Raw genomic sequence first — 20,433 nt, 5'->3', positions numbered from 1 at the left:
ACCATTAAGATTTTATTTCATTACATGACTGATTCACAGATTTTTAGCAATATTGCGCAGGAATTGAACTTTAAACCGAAGCAGGTAAAAGCAGTAGCTGACTTTTTGGATGACGGTGCCACCGTCCCATTTCTGGCACGTTATCGTCAGGAGGCCACCGGCGGACTTGATGAGGAGGATATCCGAGGTGTGCGCGACAAGCTGGAGTTCCACCGCACGCTCGAGGATCGTAAAAAAACCATTCTTAAGACCATAGATGAGCAGGATAAGCTTACCGAAGAGCTTGAAGAAAAAATCAAAGCCTGCACTGATCTAAATACACTGGAGGATCTCTATCTACCCTACAAGCCGAAGCGCCGCACCAAGGGCGATATGGCCAAAGAGAAGGGATTGGAGCCGCTGGCTGAGCTTATCTGGGAACAGGAGATTGAGCAGGGCGACCCCATGGAGCACGCGGCCAAGTTTGTGGATGACGAACAAGAAGTTGAATCCGCGGAGGAGGCCATGGACGGTGCCCTCGATATTATCGCTGAATGGATTAACGAGTCAGCCGATGTGCGGGAGAAGCTGCGCGATATCTTTCAGGAGCATGCCGTGATTAAAACGGAGAAAAATCCCGCAGTAGAAGAACGTACCAATTTCGAAGACTACTACGAATTTTCCCAAAAGGCTAAACATCTTAAACCGTATCAGATTTTAGCGATCAATCGCGGGGAACGTGAAAACGTGTTGTTCGTGAATGTGGAGCTATGGGATGAAGTCACCCTCGAAAATATTGACGATGTGGTAATACAAAATGACATGAGCATTTTTGTCCCCCACATTCAGGATGCGGTTGAAGATGCCTATAAACGACTGCTGCTTCCCTCACTGGAACGTGAGCTTCGCAATAATCTGACCGAGAAAGCCGACCAGCACGCTATCGAAACCTTTGCAACAAATCTATCAAATTTGTTGATGCAGCCGCCGCTCGATCACAAAGTAGTGATGGGCATTGACCCCGCTTATCGGAGCGGGTGTAAAGTGGCCGTGGTGGACGAGACGGGTAAATATCTTGAAGGAACGACCACTTATCCCACGCCGCCACAGGAAAAGGTCGCCGAAGCCGAAGAGGTTTTTGATACACTTATCGACAAATATGATGTCAATCTGATTGCCATCGGCAACGGAACTGCCAGTCGCGAGACCGAACAGATTGTGGCAAATTTCTTACAGAAGCGAAAAGAGAAACACCCCGATGAGGAACTCAATTACATGATTGTCAACGAGGCTGGAGCCTCTGTTTATTCAGCATCAAAAGTGGCGGCTGAGGAATTTCCGGATCTGGATGCCCCGCAACGCGGCAATATTTCCATCGCCCGCCGCGTGCAGGATCCGCTGGCTGAACTGGTCAAAATAGACCCGAAATCGATTGGGGTGGGATTGTACCAGCACGACGTAAATCAAAATCAGTTGGCACAGTCACTGGATGATGTGGTTGAAAGCTGCGTAAATCAGGTGGGAGTGAACCTAAACACGGCAAGTGCGCCATTATTGTCCCATATTTCCGGTTTAAGCAGCCGAGTAGCCAAACGCATAGTGCAACATCGCGAAACCGAAGGGATCTTCTCAGATCGCGAGCAAATCAAAGATATTAAGGGGGTCGGTGAATTTCGTTTCCAGCAGGCAGCCGGATTTATGCGTATTCCAGAGTCTGGCAATCCTCTCGACAACACCGCCATTCACCCGGAAAGCTATGAAGCAACTGAAAAATTTTGCAATCTCTTTGATATCAACTTGGAAAAGTTGAGCGAACAGACAGAAGCTATTGCCAAAAAACTCAAACATATAGATAAGGAACAGATCGCTGAACAGATTGGCGTGGGTGTTCCGACCCTTGAACTCATCATTGAAAACCTGCAGAAACCGGGACGCGATCCGCGGGAATCGCTACCCAAACCCGTGCTCCGAAATGACATCATGAAGATGGAAGATTTGAGCGAAGGACAAGCGCTTGAAGGTACGGTTCGCAATGTTGTTGACTTCGGTGCTTTTGTGGATATCGGAGTGAAGCAAGACGGTCTTCTACACATCTCAAAAATGGCTAATCGGAAGGTCGAAGATCCGCATGATGTTGTTGCCGTTGGCGACATCCTAAAACTCACGATTGTATCGCTCGATTTGGAGCGTGGTCGCATTGGATTATCACTCGTAGATTAATCTGATTTAGGACTAAAACTTTCATCTAATTTGAGTTAGAAAATGAGTACCTGACAGATAGATACCTCATCCATTTCAGGGACTAAATAGTCGTTTATTTACTGACTGTTTAGTCCCTTATTTTTTTGTCAAATTTTTCTATTTCGTATTGACATTCCTATGGTTGTTACAACGCAAATCTTATCTATAATTACCTGTCCATTTCCTTTCTCCAGATAAAAACTTTTCTCCTGAGTACTGAAAATTTCCAAAATTCTATTACAGTAGAGAGGCTCTAAAGTGTAACTTTCAAATTTATTTTAGCCAATAAAGGTCTACCTCAGCCCTTTTTTATATTTATTTTACATTAAGTATATCTTGTAATTAATTGCCTTTCATTTATTTGCATACTTTCAATATTGTACTGAAAAATTGTCTTCCATCCATTTTGAAGCATAAACTTAAATTATTTAGGCGGAGATTGACTTTAGTAATCCAACAAATTAACCCGCAATTAATATACTATAAACCCTTAATATAATTGGACTTACAGGAATATAAACTATCCTTCTATTCCATTCTTCAACAAACCGTCTATTTCCTACCTAAATAATTTAAGTACCGCACAATATTAACACCGGATACACTTAAAGTACTTTTTAGGTATTCGGTGTATTTTACTTAAAGGCTAATAAAATAAATTATACACGCTTAGAATATCAGTACTCTTGACAATTTTATTTTATAGCTTTTTCGCCTCTTACAATGTAAATGATAAACCCAATTAGATTAATCGCTGTAAGTTATTGCAACCCAACAAGGTATTGAACCTGCAACCATTCATTACTCAAATTGATCGCTTTATATGTCAAATTGCCACACTATTCAAAAAGGAACTATCACTCCATGTTCTTTAGTACATCAATGAAGTTCAATAACATATTCATAAACTTCATTTCAGTTTTTTTTTCTTCCTTGTTACTCCTAATATGTCCCAATTTTTATCTCCATTCTGGAGTACTTTTTAGATCAAATATTCGGTAGAAAAATATTCGATACCCCTTCCCTATTTGGGCATCGGTGCATACCAAAATATTAATTGAAAAATGATTTCCATTTCCACCGCTAATGATCTAATTGACCAGTGATATTATGGGCTCTGCAGACTTGGCATTAGGGATGAAAATAGCAGCATCAAATACCCATAAAAAAGCTTCCAAATCTTCCGAAATATTGAGTCTTTCTTCATGTATTTTTGCGTGTAAGGATGAAAAGTCAAACAAGGTTGGTTGCTCTTTTTTTAAGGAAATAGAAGATTCTGTATCGCCATTGTCCTAACCAAAAACCTGCCAGACCCCTAAAGGGAATACTATCACTAACAAGGTAAGCAAATCCGTTTTATTCATAGTTTCGGTAAATTTTTATTACTATTGATCTTATTTTTAGAAGCTTTAATACTTCGTACAAAAAGAGTTTATTGTTATAATTTTTAATTGGCTACAGCTTTCACCGTTTTTATGAATTATCAGCAGCTTACCGAACAGTACCACCTGCCCGTTTATAACCGCTATCCTATCACCCTTACCAAAGGCAGAGGCGCTTATGTTTGGGATGAGGAAGGCAACAAATACTTGGATGCCCTGGCCGGTATTGCGGTTAACAGTTTAGGACATTGCCACCCGAATGTGGTGGAAGCAGTGCAAGATCAAGTCGGGCAGCTCATGCATATTTCCAACTTCTATTACAGTAAGCCACAGGCTGAGCTGTTGCAATTGCTATCAGAAATTACCGGACTGGATAAAGGATTTATATGCAACAGCGGTGGGGAAGCAATGGAAGCATGTTTAAAGGCAGCAAGAAAATATGGCAAAACTCATCAAAAAAAAGGTTCTCTCCTAACGGTCAGCAACGCTTTTCACGGCCGAACAGTCGGGACGATATCGATGGGCATGGACAAATATGCTAAAGGCTACGATCCCCTCTTAGGTGGCTTCCAAGAGATCCCAATGAATGATATTGAGGTGCTTAACAAACATTTTGATGAAAACACGCTCGGTATTGTAATTGAGACCATTCAGGGCTCAGGCGGATTGCATATAGCTTCGCAGGCGTTTATGGATACCATTCAAGAGCTTTGCGATCAGCACAATGCGCTTTTGATTGTTGATGAAGTCCAAACGGGCGTTGCTCGAACAGGTAAAATGTTCGGCTTTGAACACTATGGCGTACAGCCCGACATTATTGGGATGGCTAAAGCGATGGGCGGTGGATTCCCTATTGGCGCTATGGTCTGCCAAAATAAGGTTGCCGAAACGATGAGCTATGGTGATCACGGAAGTACTTACGGGGGCAATCCTCTGGCTTGTGCTGCTTCCCTTGCTGCTCTCCAAACGGTTATTGATGGAAATCTGGTCGATCAGGCAAAACAAAAAGGAGCGTTCTTGAAGCAGAAAATTGCTGACCGTACTTCTGATATGGATGAGGTAGTTGATATCCGTGGCAGAGGACTTATGATCGGAGTGGAGCTCTCATTTGAAGGACGTCCGGTCGTGGAAGAGATGATGCATCATGGCGTACTGTCGAACTGTACACAGGGGAATGTAATGAGACTTGTGCCGCCGCTTGTTACCAAAGAAAAAGACTTATCTACATTGGCTGAGGTTTTGGTGTCGGCAATCCACAAAATATCATCCTGAAGAAAACAAAATGGGTGTTTTTTTGTTATAGTTACTGGATAAAAAAATAATTCAATAACCAGCATGCATTTTTATCACTTTTTGATGCTCATTGTTTTGGGCGGATTTTTGTTTGCAGTGCCTGAAGATGGGGCTGCGCAGGAAATCGACTCCACGCGGATTTCTATTGAGCCGGATGAAGAAACTGATACTCCCATCCAATTAGATCAGCAATACAGCCGGTCGGTTTCGGGCGGAGCACTTACGGATATGGGTACTTATAACGTGCCTTCGGCTTCGCAATATTATCGGGCACCTTTTGAAGCGCAAAAAGAGCTGGACCAGTTTGTGGAAGAGTACCGGAAAGAAATGGAGAAAAGTGCTTACTGGTACTTTTTGAGAGCCGTTAGTCCTTATATTCGGCTGCACCTGGGGGTTCGTGATTTTAACCAATTACAGATTGTGGGACGTGACAACCCACTGTTCCAATCGTATCAAAGCGACGAAAAGCGCCAGTAGTTTTTTATCCGTTAAACAGCTTCTCAAATGCTTCTTTGACGGTCGCCAAGTCGTCATCATCAATCTGAAAATGGAAAGTGGCACGCAGTGTTTTTGGTCCGAAGGGCACTACTTGTATGCCTTCATCCGCCAACTGTTCAACAGCTTCCTCAGCAGCCATTTCCTTTACGTTAAAAATCAAAATATTGGTCTCTACGGACTCCAAATCAATACTTAGACCTGAGCATTGATTTATTACTTTGGCCAGCTCTTGAGCTCTTTGATGATCTTTTTTGAGCTTTGGCAGATGGTGTTCGATGGCATAATCTGCCGCGGCGGCTAACAACCCAATCTGACGCATACCTCCGCCCCACATCTTGCGCATGCGACGAGCCTCGGTAATATTTTTTTGGGATGACAGAATCATGGATCCCACCGGTGCGCCGAGTCCCTTACTAAAACACACCGACATCGTATCGGCAATTCTGCTAAAAAAGGTGGGCTCTGTTTGGGTAGTTGTCATTGCATTCCAAATTCTCGCGCCGTCAAGATGGATGGCCAAGCCATTTTGAGTAGCAAACGAGCTTATTGCCGCAAATTCCTGCTCTGTATAACAGCACCCGCCCCCTTTGTTCGTTGAGTTTTCTAATGCAACAACCTGCGTTCGGGGTTCCCATTCTTTTTGTCCGCGGATGGTATCTTTTAGCACATCTGCGGAGAGTTTGCCCTTCACTCCTTGCAGCGGACGAAGTAAAACTGATGAAAGGTGTGAAGCTGCTGTTGACTCATAGTTAAAAATGTGCCCTGTTTCTTCGATCAAGACTTCATCTCCCTGACCGGTTAATACATTGATGCTCAACTGATTAGCCATGGTACCACTTGGCGTGAATAGTCCTGCCTCGAAACCAAACATGTTCGCAACCTTCTCTTCAAGAGCATTTACTGTTGGATCTTCTCTAAAGACATCATCCCCCACTTCGGCCTCGGCCATAGCTTTTCGCATTTGAGGGGTTGGAGTAGTTACGGTATCACTTCGTAGGTCAATCATCAGTATTCATAATTTTTACATTTATTTGATAGTATATCCTGCATCAGAACCTGTTGCGACACATTGGGATTCAAGATGAGGCTTTGCTTTTTACGCTATCTTATATCATCAAGTATTGTCTGAAAACTTTCAGTGTCAATATTAGTGCCGCAGACAATAATTCCCACATTTTTATCCATGACCTCATCAGCAAGCGGTCCAGTTGCTGCAGCCAGGGCTGAAGCCCCCGCCGGTTCAACAGCCAATTTCAACTCTTCAAACATTACGCGCATGGTCTGGGCCATCTTCAAATCGGTAACGGTAACAACTTCATCCACGTAACGCTGACACAATCCAAAGCTATAGGGTGCGGCATGTGGTGCTCCAAGGCTGTCGGCGATGGTATCAGCTTCATCAATTTCGACGGGTTCACCTGCTTTTAGGCTTTTACTCATACTATCGGCCCCCACCGGCTCTACACCATATACCTTACAATCCGGGACCATTTGCTTGACGGCCGAGGCAATGCCGGCACATAATCCCCCCCCGCCAATAGGAACAATTACAGCATCAAGGTTTGGGACATCCTGCACAAATTCGAATCCAACCGTTGCAGTGCCTAATGCTGTTTGCTCTCCCTCAAAGGGATGAATAAAGGCACGGTTTTCATTCTTTTCGATTTCCTTTACCCGCTGAAAGGCCGTATGAACATCATCAACTAATTCTACCGCTGCTCCATGCAACTTACACTTTTCAACGCGAAATGAATTAGCTGTCTTGGGCATCACGACTTTTGCGGTAGTACCAAGAGACTTCGCAGCAAACGCAACAGCAATAGCATGATTCCCAGCACTGACGGCCGTAACGCCATTTTTGAGCTGCTCTTCTGAGAGATTCAGCATATTCATAAGCGCACCGCGTGGCTTAAAGCTGCCGGCATATTGAAAGAGCTCTAACTTCAAAAACACATTGGTTTGAGCACTTAAAAACTGATCTTTTACATCACTCTTCCACTGCCAAACGGGTGTCCGTCGCACCCGATCTCCCAGTTTTTCTCGTGCCTGCTCAATTTCGCGGGGCGTAGGAATTTTTATCGTATTCATACTACAATCAGAATCATTATTAATTCATTGTGAATTTTAAAATTACTCATTTTTCATTCCTGGCAGTCCTGCGTCGGGTTTATCATTCCCCCACCACCGCTCCGGAGCTTTGCGTTTTCGGGGGTAGATCTCATCGAGTGTTTCCCCATTATACAGGCGGCCATTTTTCATTACCCAGTGTACCGAGTTGGTATTACGGATTTCATCCAGCGGATTTTTATTTAAAATAACCAAATCAGCCAACTTGCCTTTTTCTATGGAACCCAGATCTTCATCAAGTCCCAGGGATTTAGCACCCAAAATCGTTGCCACTTTCAATGCATTATGATTCGACATTCCACCGGCATGTACCGACCAAAGCTCCCAGTGATAACCAAGACCTTCAAGCTGACCGTGACTTCCGATACCAGTCCACCCTCCGGACTCAACGAGATCATTTATAAACTCTGCATGTTTGTAAAACGCATGTTCATCTTTTGTAGCCCAAAAACCGCGTCTTCGTGATTTGGATGCAAGCTCGGCATAGGGTGTAAAGAATGAGAGCTTTGAATCCTGATAGGGCTGTTCGGTAGAATAATAATACTCCTCGGCCCATGGACCGCCGTAGGTAACAAGCAAGGTGGGAGTTACTGCCATTTTAGATTCGGCAACCACATCAACCACATCGCTATAAATGGGATACACCGGGAAATTGTGTTCATGTCCGGGATAACCGTCAATGAGCTGATTAAGATTCAACTTCCAATCGAGCCCGCCCTCAGTAGTAGGCATTATTTTTTGATCTTTTGCAGCCATCACCAGCCACTGTCGCTGCTGACGATTTCCGGCAAGGTACATCTTGATATATTTAGTATGATAATATTCGCTGTATTGTCGCATCACATCCTTGGCATGATCAAGGTCGCGAATGTTATACGCCCAGTACCCAATGCCGGGACCAGTCGAATATACGCGTGGACCAAGCATCTTTCCGGCATTCACCATATCGCTATACGAAAGAACATCTGTGGTAGAAGTCTGTGGATCACGAGTGGTTGTAACTCCATAGGCCAGATTTGCCCAATAGTTCCATATTTCATTTTTGTGAATGCCCCACGTCGGCCACATATGAGCATGGGTATCCACCAGGCCGGGAATAATCGTCTTGCCCGATACATCAATACGTTCGACACCGGACGGCACATGCAATGTTCCACTCATTCCCACCTCTTTGATGCGATTGTCCTCAATAAGAATATCTCCCTTTTCGATCACTTCGCTTCCATCCATCGTGATGATGCGAGCACCCCGTAATAGCACAATCCCTTCTGGCATATCTCGATCATAAGCAACTTCAACTGCATATTCTTCCGGACTATACTTTTCAGGCGTTTTCTTTTCCTCGGGTTTCTCCTCTTTCTTATCCTCTTCGGATTCTTGTTCGCCATCTTCAGCTTCTTGCTCTTCCTCCGCTTTTTGAGCCGCTTTTACGCTATCATCAAAAGCTTTGGCCTCATCCAGGTCATAGACAAAATGCCCGTTACCAATAGACCAATGTACTTTCCGTCCATCCGTATTCCATTGGGGAAACTGACCACCAATTTCAGTCAACTTGCGGGCGGGAAATTGCGCGTTATCTGGGTTTGCAACCGATACACTAATCTTATTACCCACCTTGGGCACCGTAGCCACATAAATTTCATTATTGATCTTCGCCAACGCCTGATCTCCTTCCGGAGCCATAGTTATCAGGGAAGCTTCACTTGGAGGATTATTTTCTTTTGGTGAAACCGGGTGAAGGATACGCTCTTCGTGCGGAACACCATTTTGATTCCCAAATCCGGCCGTTGTAATACCGGTCATCTCCACATACTCTTTCTCATCAGTACCATCCCAACGAATCGAAACCAGCGTATTATCATCATTGAGATAAATACGATCATTACTTTTAATAAAATGCGGATTGGTACGTCCGTCGGCTTTAGCAACCAATGTTGCCTCTCCTCCATCAGCCGGAATCCACAAAATATCATCTAATGAGCCAAAATAAGCCCCGGGACCTAATCCGTCACGGTAACTTTCAGCAGTTCCTTTCAAGAACACAATTCTATCGCTGTTGTAAGACCAGGCAGGATTTCCATAAATTGCCGCTTTCTCGGTAAGTTGCTGAAGATTTCGTCCGTCAGGTGTAACTTTATAAATATGCCCTCCTTCGTCTTTATCCCAGGTCGCAAAAGCGATCCATCTGCCATCGGGCGACCATGTGGGATGAGCCTCGGTTACGTCCAGATCCGTAACGCGACGCGGTGTACCACCCGGGAAGTCCATTACATATAATTTATTCATCACCGTAAACGTGAGCTTTTCTCCTTCCGGTGACGGCACGGCATCTCTTATTTGAGTAGCAATAGCCTCCTGTTCATCGCTGATGGGATAATTAAAATCCAGTCGTGGGCCAAGCTCAATTTCTGTATCCACTTTAAACGGTACCTCTTGGACCTCTCCCCCATCAATCGGGATCCTCCAGATTTTACCACCGTAATAGGCCACCAACTCCTTGCTGTCCGGAGTAAATGACATTCCGGGATACACCCCCAATGTAGCGCGCGACTCCTGCTCATCACGCTGCACCGGATACGCCAGCCAACGCTCATCGCCGTTATCACGGTTGCGAATGACTAATCCTGTCTGATCTTCATACCGAGATCCATAGACCAACCACTTCCCGTCAGGCGAAACAACCGGGGTAAACGCCGAACCATAGCGCGACGTTATGGTACTTGTTTCACCGTTCTCGCGATCATAGACGCCCAACTGATATTGGGGCAATTGTGCGTTATAATTCCAGGCTCCCATCCGCTGTGAATAATAAACAAATCGTCCATCGGGACTAATAGCAGGTTCTATAGTGCGGAGCGATTCAGGGCCATCAACAAATTGAACACCACTGCCTCCATCTTTATGGAATAACCAAAGCTTGTTCGTCAAACCTCCTTTTGCTGCAATAATATAACTCCCATCTGGTGTCCATTCAGCTGAATTATAGCGGTTATCATTACCTTTGGTCACTTGATGTAACTCTTCCGTTCCCAAATTTATGTACCATATTTCATCAGAACCATCTCGGTCTGAGGTAAACAGCATATTTTTACCATCCGGACTAAATTTTGGTTTGGCGTCAAAAGCCATTCCATCAGTAATCTGTTTAGCCTCTCCACCCGAAATCGGCATGGTGTAAATATCCCCCATCAAATCAAAAGCAATTTGCCGGCCATCGGGACTTACATCAACCGACATCCAGGTGCCTTCGGAGGTGCTGATATCAATAATCCGTTCCGCTTTAAGTGGCAAATCCGCTTCCTTCGTTGTAGCAGTATCAGCCGTATCAGCTTGAAAAGTCGAAAATGAACGATGAGTTAAAATTGTATCCTCGAAGTCTTCTGCCTGACCATTGGAAATAGTGATCAACGTGCAAAAGACAATCAGTAACAGTGGTTTTATTTTTTCCATAAAAATCCCGTTTTCAATAAATGTTTAGACGTCAACAAATAACAAGAATATGATAAAAATGGAAACGAGAAACATTTTTTTACAGCTTCCAACACCTAAATAGCTAATACTACAGGGAGATTTTTTTATTTATCAATAACTTTTAGAACCTTACTAATCGATGAATAACAAAATGACCTGCATTGAGTGAGAATGAATTACATATTGATGAGCGCAATCACGAACGGGTACCTACATTAACCGAACGACTAACCCACGCCCTATTAAGTGCTTTCCTTGGCTTTGCGCTAATTAACATTATAGCTTTCTGGATGTTTCCGGGCATAGGATTAGGAGGGATTTATATGCTTTCTGGCTATCACGCAGTAACGACTATTGCCAGTAGTTTAACAACGGTACTTGTTTATACCCTCATAATTATATGCTTTGTTTTCGGATGGTTCCAAGGCCAACATTTCATAGATCGCCTTAAACACTACCTTAACTATTGGAAGTTTTGGTAGGGAAAACAAAAACCCTCAAGAATACAGATTCCTGAGGGTTTAACATTCAAATAAACTCATTGTTTTACTCGTGCGTATAGAACCCTTCTCCGGACTTATCCCCGAGCTTGCCGGCATCTACCATCTTAACCAACAGCGGACACGGTCGATATTTTGGGTCTTTGAATCCCTCATAAAGCACATTTAAAATATCCAGGCAAACATCCAAACCAATAAAGTCAGCCAGCCGCAGGGGCCCCATCGGATGTGCCATTCCTAACTTCATTACTTGATCTACATCTTCGGGTTCTGCCACGCCTTCATAGACACAATAGATTGCTTCATTGATCATCGGCATTAACACCCGGTTGGAAACAAAACCCGGATAATCAGCCACCTCAACGGGATTCTTGCCTAAAAGTTCAGCTGTCTCTTCAATTGCTTTCACAACATCTGCATCCGTATCCAGCCCACGAACAACCTCTACCAGCTTCATTATAGGCACGGGATTAAAAAAGTGCATGCCCACAAAGCGCTCCGGACGCGAAGTAGTTGCAGCTAACTTTGTTATCGATATGGATGATGTATTAGAAGCCAATATCGCCTCTTGCGGTGCAGCTTTATCGACGTCTGAAAATACTTTTTTCTTTAGCTCAAAGTTTTCAGGCACCGCCTCTACAACCAGATCCACGTCACTAACAGCTTTAGCCGTATCAGTATGCGTTTCAATGTTTTCGAGCGTCTGCACTTTTAGATCCGCATCAATCTTTTCTTTTTTGACCATCCGTTCCAGGTTTTTCTCGATGGTCGCCAATGCCTTGTCAGCCAGCTCCTGATTCATCTCTACCAGATTCACCGGAATGCCATTCATTGCAAACACATGACAAATGCCATTTCCCATGGTACCGCCGCCAATGACAGCTACTTTTTTAATATCCATATCACTAAAAATTTATTGCTATTAATTGTTGTTTATTGATAAAAGAGAGTATCGATTTTCTGAGGCATTTTCAACGAACTTAAAGTAATAATACATCGCAGATTGTTTAAAATAAATGACAGCAAGACATCTTTATCCCAATTTATCGAACTAACCTTTTCCCCGTTACTCATTAATTGCTATGTTTGCTACATTCCTGATTTACCATCAACTATTTTCGCGGACTTATGAATAAATTTTTACGTATTGCGCTTTTTCTGCTCATCCTGATTGTTGGAATCGGCAGTCTGGCCATTTATTGGACTTTTTACCGACCGCTTCCCGACTATCAATCCACTCAAACGCACGATAGCATCCAGCAACAAGTTGATATCCACTGGGATACCCATGGCGTACCCCATATTTATGCTGATAATATGGAGGATCTGTATTATGCGCTGGGATATGTCCACGCCCAGGACCGCCTCTGGCAGATGACCTTAAGTCAGATGGCAGCCGAAGGGCGGTTTGCCGAATTTTTGGGAAAAGACCTCCTTCCCTACGACGAACTACAGCGTACCCTGGGGTTTTGGGATATGGCCCAAAAAATTGCTCCCACCTTATCCGATTCCACGAAAAATATACTTCAAGCTTATTCGGATGGCGTCAACTCTTATGTGAAAAACAATCCCAAAAGTCTGCCTATACAATTTACGCTGGCCGAAATGGAACCCATCCCATGGACACCAACTCATTCTATTGCAATGGCACGTATGATGGCTTGGGAGTTAAATCTGGCGTGGAAATCGGAATTAAACTACACTTATTTTGCAGATACTCTTTCAGAGGATAAATTCGGCCAGCTGCTGCCCGACAACCGATTTCTAACCAAAAATAACACCACCGAATCTAACTGGGCGCAAACGCTGATGCCACTGCTCGAAAAAAATGAACGGTTAAATAAAAGTATGGGGCGGCAGGGTTCGCACGTCGGAAGCAATGCTTGGGCCGTTGGCAGTGAAAAGTCTTCCACAGGAGCACCTCTTTTAGCGGGTGATCCCCACTTGGGACTGAATATGCCGGGCAAGTGGTACGAAACACACTTGAGCGTCAACAACCGAAACCTTTCTGGAGCAACGCTGGCCGGTGCGCCTATCGTAATATTAGGGCAGAACGATCATCTGGCATGGTCGCTGACAAATGTCATGCTTGATGATACCGACTTTTTTATAGAGGCTGTAAATCCCGAAAACCCCAACGAATATGTTATTGATTCGCTGGCTAACGAAGCGGTTTATGACAAGTTCGAAATCCAAAAAGAGGTCATAAAAATAAAGGGAGCAGATGATACGCTATTTACCCGCAAGATCACCAACCATGGACCGGTGATCTCGGAAGTGTATCCTGAGCAAAAATTTACCGAAGACCGCGTTATATCTATGCAGTGGACCGGCTACGAGGTATCCAATGAGATTGAAGCGCTTTTAACCATGAACTGGGCACAATCGTTTGAAGAATTTCAAAAAGGGGCCTATAACTTTAAAGTACCGGCGCAAAATTTCATCTATGCTGATAAAGCTGGCAATATTGCCCAGCTGTCGATGGCTAATATTCCCATTCGGGATGAAAATCCGATATTATTGCGAGAAGGCTGGAATACCGAACACGACTGGCAGGGATATGTGCCGGACGAACAGCTGCCAACGATCATTAATCCAGATCGAGGCTGGGTAGCCAACGCAAATACCTCTCCTGTCGACAGTGATTATCCCTACTATATTTCGGTGTATTGGGAGCCGGATTCCCGCATCAGTCGGATAGAACAATACCTGACGGAAAACGATCAGCTTTCTCCACCATTGTTCCAGCAGATGCAAAATGATAACTATTCCAAATTTTCCGAAGATCTCTCACAACTCATTCTTCCGGTTTTAAAAAACAGTGATCAGCAGCAGTACGAGACCGCCATTTCCTACTTAGAAAACTGGGATTCTCGGTATGAGCAATCGGAAACGGCGGCTTCTATCATGGATGTCTTTTTAATCCATCTTGCTGAAAACACTTTTAGAGACGAAATGGGCAAAACAGGATATGAAAACTTTGTACGATTCTCTTCAATGCCCATTCGTGCACTCAGCCGCTTTATGCAAAACGGTAGCAGCTTTTTTGATGATATCAATACGAAAGATAGAATCGAAACCCGCGACGATATCATTAAAAAAAGCATGGGCGAAGCTATCAACTTTCTACAGCAGAATTACGGCAACCAGCCCTTTGAATGGCGATGGGGGCAGTTGCATACTATCACTTTTGAGCCTCAGTTATTTGGGCAAGCCGCCAAAGATCCCAATGCCCCGCAAGCATTGAAATTGATCGTTAATAACTTGCTTAATAATGGGCCACATCCCGTAAACGGGCATGACATGAGCATCAACAACGGGGAATACAGTTGGAATAATCCCTACGAAATGGTGCTGGGACCCTCTATTCGACGTATTATTGATTTTTCTGACGTAAGCAAAAGTTGGTCTATCAATCCAACGGGGCAATCCGGAAACCCACTTTCAGAATATTATGGGGATCAAACCGAAAGCTGGCTGAACGGTCAGTATAAATTTTTGTATCAAGACAGTACTTTTTTTGACGAAAATCAGTTTAAAACTATGAGCTTTATCCCTGCGGAGGAATAAAACTTCCGCTTACTATTTTGCTGATGTTGATTCCCCTTCGGCATTCAACTATGTTATCAACCATTTAGTATTATTAGATATCATCTTTTCAAATCTCATGAACAATTATTTGACCATTTCTTACAAAAACACCTTTCTGCTGGTAGCTTCCATTGCCGTTTTCATCACTTCAACTCAGTCGTGCTCTACATCTAAAAAAACAACCTCCGAATCTCCAAAGCCAGGGAGCATTCAACAGGAAAGTGTGTTGAATAACATTTCCGAGCAAAACACCAAAACAAAAGAACAATCAGTAGCAGCTGATAAGCACAAACAGGTTAGCGGTTCTGTAAATGTGGATTCGCTCCTGGCAGAGATGTCACTCAAAGAAAAGATTGGTCAACTGTTTTTTATTCGCGCATATGGAAACTACCAAAGCAATGACAGCGATACTTACCAGCAGTTGTTACGCCATGTTCAAGAGTATCAAATCGGCGGACTTGTTTTCTTCAGCGGATCTATATACGGTCAGACGGTTTTAACCAATAAACTTCAGCGTGCCTCGAAAATCCCCCTATGGATCACCCAAGATATGGAATATGGAGCCGCTATGCGGGTAGAAGGTACTACCCGATTTGTACACGCCATGGGAGTAGCAGCAACCCAAAATCCCGAATACGCTTACTGGAAGGGAAAAATCACGGCACAAGAAGCCAAGGCACTCGGCGTTCAACAGATTTTTGCTCCGGTAATGGATGTAAACAACAATCCTAAGAATCCGGTGATTAATGTTCGTTCCTTTTCAAGCAATCCTGATGTTGTAGCTGAATATGGAAATAAATTTATTGAAGGCGTCCAGTCCGAGGGAGTCATTCCAACAGCTAAACATTTTCCAGGACACGGCGATACAGATATCGATTCTCACCTGTCTTTGCCCGTAATTAACTACGATTTTGCACGGCTTGATACTCTCGAATTGGTACCCTTTCGTTCAGCTATCAATAATGGGGTAAATAGTATAATGAGCGCCCACATTTCATTCCCTAAAATTAGTCCCGACTCCGCATTACCCGCAACAATGGACGCTACTGTACTTAATCGCATACTCAGAGATTCTCTTCAGTTTGACGGTGTAGTTGTAAGTGACGGATTAGATATGCACGGTATTTCCTCCAACTTTTCGCCCGGCGAAGCAGTTGTAAAAGCACTGAAGGCGGGCGTTGATCTTATGCTATTGAGCCCTGACGAATTAACGGCCCTTCGCGAAATTGAGCAAGCTGTTAATTCGGGCAAGATTACAGAAAAGCGCATTGACCATTCAGTTCGCAAACTCCTCAAGTGGAAAAAGCAGCAAGGACTCTTTGAAGACAAAGAAATTGATATTGATTCCTTAAGCGCTAACATTAACACTCGAAATAACCGGTTAATTGCCGAAGAAATCAGCAGAAAATCACTGACGCTGCTTAAAAATGATAGAGATATTCTACCGATCCGAGCATCCGAATATCCCAAAGTAATGGTGGTATCAGTCTCAGATGGAAAGAGCGGATATACCGGTTCTTCTTTTGTCTCACGGCTCAGAGATTATCATCCCGATGTTAGCTCCTACCTGTTGGATCAACGTACAAGCAAAGAAGACAAACAGGAGATGGTCAAAGAGGCTCAAAAATCCGACCTCATTATCATTGGCTCATTTATCTACGTAAAATCCGGTCAAAAAGTACAACTCAACAATGAACAGTTACCTTTTTTAAAAAAGCTAATCCGCAACAAGCCCTCTGTGTTAACCGCTTTTGGAAATCCCTATGTGGTTCAGGATTTATCAGATACCGATGTACAACTGTTAGCATGGTCAGCCAATGGTAATCAGGTAAAAAGTACCGTGCCCGCGCTATTTGGGGGATCAGCAATAAGTGGCAAGCTGCCCATTAATATTCCGGGATTATATTCCATCGGCCATGGAATAGAGCTACCGCAAACTGCATTGCGTTATGATGAACCGGAAGTGGCAGGTCTGTCGCGAGATTCACTACGCAATATCAATCATATCATGAATGAGGCTATTTTTGATTCCACGTTCCCGGGTGGTGTAGTCACTGTCGTAAAAGATGGAACCATAGCCTATCAAAAAGGATTTGGGTATGAAACGTATAAAAAGCTCAACCCGATAAAAGAAGATGCGGTTTATGATCTGGCTTCACTCACAAAAGTAACGGCTACAACAGCTGCAGTAATGAAACTGGTTGAGGAAGGGAAAATTGACCTCAAAGATAAAATTGGGAAATATATACCTGCGTTTTCGGAAGGCGAAAAAAAGGATATCACTATCCGAAACTTTCTGTTACATAACTCGGGCCTCCCTCCTTTTAGGATCTATGTTGATTCGCTGAAATCAGAGAAGAAAATTATTGAGGCCATTAAAAATGAGCCGCTCACTTATAAAACCGGCACCGATTATCGATATAGTGATCTGGGGTTTATTCTACTTGGAGAAATTATAGAACAAGTTTCCGGGAAGCCGCTCGACCGGTATTTGCGAGAAACTTTTTATTATCCCCTGGGGATGTCTTCTACCTTTTTCAATCCCCGAAAAATGGGCTCCTATTTTGTTGATCGTATTCCTCCCACTGAAATTGACACGGTTTTTCGAGACACTACGATCCATGCCGAGGTCCATGATGAACGGTCTTATTATCTAAATGGCGTTGCCGGTCATGCGGGATTATTTTCGAGCGGTCGAGACCTCGCTATTTTTTGCCAGATGCTGCTAAATGATGGCTGGTATGCAGGACGTCAATACCTGGACGGTTCGACCATAGAACAGTTTACCAAGCGTCAAGGCAAACACAGCAACCGCGGCTATGGATTTGATCGAAAAAGCGGAAAAAATAGCACTGCGGGATCACTGACCAGTGAAAAAACGTTTGGTCATCTTGGCTTTACCGGGACCAGCTACTGGATTGATCCCGAAGAAAATCTGGCAATTATTATTTTAACAAATCGAACGTATCCCTACCGGTCATACGGTAAAAATATCAGTAATATAAGAGCAGAAGTGGCGAACGCTGTTATGTCATCAATCATAGAGTAATGGATATTAACGACCTTTACGATCAAAATTATGTTCCCTATTCCAAAAAAGCTTCAGCGGCTGTTGTCCGCAGCGAGAGCGGCAAATGGTTTCCCGGGGTTCGTATCGAAAATATCTCTTATCCACTGAGTATCAGCGCTGCCCAAAATGCCCTTTTTTACTGCCTAAGCGAGGGCCATCAACCCTCGGAACTATTTACGGATGAAATAAATTCATCGATGATTCCAAGCTGGGAAGCGGAATTAGGGTGTACTGCCAAACCCCTTCATAAGGATAAGTTTCAAAGTACTGTATTCGAAAATCCAGCTCTGGAGTTTAATATCAACAAAATAGAAAAGCTAAAACAGCTATTGGATATGGCTGTTGTCAATGAATCAGATTTTCCAGTTTCAGCGCTGATTGAGACCGATCAGGGATATTTTACCGGCGTAAATATAGAATGTACTTCGTGGAATATGGGACTTTGCGCCGAACGTGTTGCCATTGCAAAAGCTTTAACGTTTGGCAGCGATAAATTAAAAAGTCTCGAAATACACACCCGCAAAGGAGAATTCAGCAGTCCTTGCGGTGCTTGCCGACAGGTTATTATTGAACACCTGCCAAAGAGACAAGTGCATCTTCATCATGCCGACAATTCTGAATCCATTCACTTTAGCGAAGATCTTCTTCCCCATAGTTTTAGTTCCACATCACTTTCAAACAGATAATTCTTTTTATATGAAATACATTGCAGCACTCGACTACGATCACTTAGATAATGGGGTCTTTTTAACCAGTTTAGCTCGCTCACTTTCACAACAGCAAAGCAACTCCGACCTGCATTCTATTATTATTCATTCCGATAGCGAATACACCGAACGAATAATACAAACCGGGGTTATGCGAAATGAGGCAACAATCCGTAGCATCAAAGATCTCAACAACCGTCTTATTGCCCTTCTTGCTGACGAGGGCGTATCTGCCATTGGTATTAATCCTTATAAACGCAATGTAATAACCCAACAAAACGGTGAGTTAATCCTTGATCATACATTTATGGATACACTGCCCAACAAATCGGTTTTAGTACTTTCTACGTTGATCCAAAACGCTGATGAAGATAAATTAGAACCCTTACCTTTGCCACGCTTATCTACCTTCTTGTACAATGAATTACAGGCAGAACAACTGTTTCTTTTTTCAAAATCCGATGAATCAGAAATTTTTACAGATAATAAACCCAAAACCGATCTAAGCTGGGACTCGATGGATTCCAAATTCCGGGAGAACCAAATTCCGGATGAGTTTAGCAATTTTCATCATCCCGTACGAATTGCAACGGCCCGAGATTTTAATCAGCTTCCAAATTTAGATCAAACTATTGCCATCAATACCCATAAAAACTAACCTATTTTCCGAAAACAAATTCAGAATCCCCATTTTTTTGTGAAAAAAGTCCATTTAATGAATTAAAATGGGCTTTTTTACTTGACACGACAGTTCCATATACATAGATTCGACCATTCGATGTAACAAAAGTATATATATCGGAAGAAATTTTTAAATATTAACACTAATCAAACGGAGTCATATAATGAGCCGATTCGATGAAATGAATGAATTGTTAGATCAACTGGAACCAGATATTAATAAGTTCTACAACAAGGGAAATAAAGCTGCAGGAACGCGCGCTCGTAAAACCCTTCAAGCTATGAAGAAAAAGGCGCAAGATATTCGAATGGAAATTCAAGAGTGGAAAAACACTGGAAAAGTTGACGAAATTTAATTTCGTTTATCCACTTATCTGATTTCTAAAGGCCGCTAAAAGCGGCCTTTTTTATTATCAATAAAAAAATGCCGCAAGCATGAATCTCGCGGCACCTCAAATAAACTACATATCCTATATCTTTATTCCTCTTCACCTTCTTCTCCTATTGGATCTTCTTCGTACGATTCAATAGCCTCCTCAACCGTCCGATAACTATTAAAAACAGTTATCAATTTTGTAACCATCAATAAACTTTCAATTCTCTTATCAGCCCCTGCAATCCGCAAGTCGCCACCGGCATTTCGCATTGTTGTAAGTCCGCCAATTAAAATACCCAATCCGGAAGAGTTCATAAACTTAACGTTGCTCAAATCTGCTACCACTTCCTTTTTGTCCTGGTCGATTAAATCATGCAGGTCTTTGTTAAATTTATTGGCATCCGGACCTCCCATAAGATCTCCATTAAACTCTATCAAAATACAGTTATATCGCTCGTTTATCGAATAATTCATAAGGTATTTTTTCTGTTTAGGTTGTCTCTCTAATTAAATTTAG

At 43.1% G+C, this 20,433-nt stretch carries 14 protein-coding genes; 9 read left to right on the top strand and 5 right to left on the bottom strand.

What is annotated here, in order from left to right; all coding sequences use genetic code 11:
- Positions 1-24 precede the first annotated feature (24 nt).
- The 3 genes from ACQ76V_RS00925 (at position 25) to ACQ76V_RS00915 (ending at position 5,372) form a co-directional block, all read left to right on the top strand.
- Positions 25-2,199, top strand: a complete 2,175-nt coding sequence (locus ACQ76V_RS00925; protein WP_440998585.1) for a Tex family protein — start codon at positions 25-27, stop codon at positions 2,197-2,199.
- Positions 2,200-3,671: 1,472 nt separating this feature from the next.
- Entirely contained in the window at positions 3,672-4,874 is a 1,203-nt protein-coding gene (locus ACQ76V_RS00920; RefSeq protein WP_440998584.1) for an aspartate aminotransferase family protein, read from the top strand.
- A 63-nt stretch (positions 4,875-4,937) separates the two neighbouring features.
- Positions 4,938-5,372, top strand: a complete 435-nt coding sequence (locus tag ACQ76V_RS00915) for a hypothetical protein (RefSeq protein ID WP_440998583.1) — start codon at positions 4,938-4,940, stop codon at positions 5,370-5,372.
- Positions 5,373-5,376: 4 nt separating this feature from the next.
- Here the strand turns inward: ACQ76V_RS00915 and ACQ76V_RS00910 are convergent, their stop codons facing one another.
- From ACQ76V_RS00910 to ACQ76V_RS00900, 3 genes are all read right to left on the bottom strand, one after another.
- Complete coding sequence (locus ACQ76V_RS00910) at positions 5,377-6,399, bottom strand: threonine aldolase family protein (RefSeq protein WP_440998582.1); 1,023 nt, start codon at positions 6,397-6,399, stop codon at positions 5,377-5,379.
- Positions 6,400-6,494: 95 nt separating this feature from the next.
- On the bottom strand, positions 6,495-7,481 hold the full coding sequence (locus tag ACQ76V_RS00905) for a threonine ammonia-lyase (RefSeq protein WP_440998581.1): 987 nt from the start codon (positions 7,479-7,481) through the stop codon (positions 6,495-6,497).
- Between the two features lie 42 nt (positions 7,482-7,523).
- Positions 7,524-10,970: an amidohydrolase family protein gene (locus tag ACQ76V_RS00900; RefSeq protein WP_440998580.1), complete on the bottom strand. Its 3,447-nt coding sequence runs from the start codon at positions 10,968-10,970 to the stop codon at positions 7,524-7,526.
- Between the two features lie 182 nt (positions 10,971-11,152).
- On the opposite strand from ACQ76V_RS00900, the gene ACQ76V_RS00895 reads away from it, so the two are divergent.
- Positions 11,153-11,473 (top strand): hypothetical protein, encoded by a 321-nt coding sequence (locus ACQ76V_RS00895; RefSeq protein WP_440998579.1) that lies wholly within the window; start codon positions 11,153-11,155, stop codon positions 11,471-11,473.
- A gap of 64 nt (positions 11,474-11,537) precedes the next feature.
- Here ACQ76V_RS00895 and ACQ76V_RS00890 read toward each other — a convergent pair whose 3' ends face one another.
- Positions 11,538-12,392: a 3-hydroxyacyl-CoA dehydrogenase family protein gene (locus ACQ76V_RS00890; RefSeq protein ID WP_440998578.1), complete on the bottom strand. Its 855-nt coding sequence runs from the start codon at positions 12,390-12,392 to the stop codon at positions 11,538-11,540.
- 227 nt (positions 12,393-12,619) lie between these two features.
- Here ACQ76V_RS00890 and ACQ76V_RS00885 point away from each other — a divergent pair, with 227 nt between their 5' ends.
- The 5 genes from ACQ76V_RS00885 (at position 12,620) to ACQ76V_RS00865 (ending at position 19,896) form a co-directional block, all read left to right on the top strand.
- Positions 12,620-15,061, top strand: a complete 2,442-nt coding sequence (locus ACQ76V_RS00885) for a penicillin acylase family protein (RefSeq protein ID WP_440998577.1) — start codon at positions 12,620-12,622, stop codon at positions 15,059-15,061.
- 97 nt (positions 15,062-15,158) lie between these two features.
- Entirely contained in the window at positions 15,159-18,131 is a 2,973-nt protein-coding gene (locus tag ACQ76V_RS00880; RefSeq protein WP_440998576.1) for a glycoside hydrolase family 3 N-terminal domain-containing protein, read from the top strand.
- Positions 18,131-18,838 (top strand): cytidine deaminase, encoded by a 708-nt coding sequence (locus tag ACQ76V_RS00875; RefSeq protein ID WP_440998575.1) that lies wholly within the window; start codon positions 18,131-18,133, stop codon positions 18,836-18,838. The genes ACQ76V_RS00880 and ACQ76V_RS00875 overlap by 1 nt, the downstream gene beginning before the upstream one ends.
- Before the next feature lie 10 nt (positions 18,839-18,848).
- Positions 18,849-19,517: a hypothetical protein gene (locus tag ACQ76V_RS00870; protein ID WP_440998574.1), complete on the top strand. Its 669-nt coding sequence runs from the start codon at positions 18,849-18,851 to the stop codon at positions 19,515-19,517.
- A 187-nt stretch (positions 19,518-19,704) separates the two neighbouring features.
- Entirely contained in the window at positions 19,705-19,896 is a 192-nt protein-coding gene (locus ACQ76V_RS00865; protein WP_440998573.1) for a histone H1, read from the top strand.
- Positions 19,897-20,018: 122 nt separating this feature from the next.
- Here the strand turns inward: ACQ76V_RS00865 and ACQ76V_RS00860 are convergent, their stop codons facing one another.
- Positions 20,019-20,390 (bottom strand): STAS domain-containing protein, encoded by a 372-nt coding sequence (locus tag ACQ76V_RS00860; protein WP_440998572.1) that lies wholly within the window; start codon positions 20,388-20,390, stop codon positions 20,019-20,021.
- Between the last annotated feature and the right edge of the window lie 43 nt (positions 20,391-20,433).

Source organism: Fodinibius sp. SL11, from assembly GCF_052060035.1.
Lineage (GTDB): Bacteria > Bacteroidota > Rhodothermia > Balneolales > Balneolaceae > Fodinibius.
The sequence above is the reverse complement of the archived record's forward strand: the minus strand, read 5'-3'. Positions and strand labels throughout refer to the sequence as shown.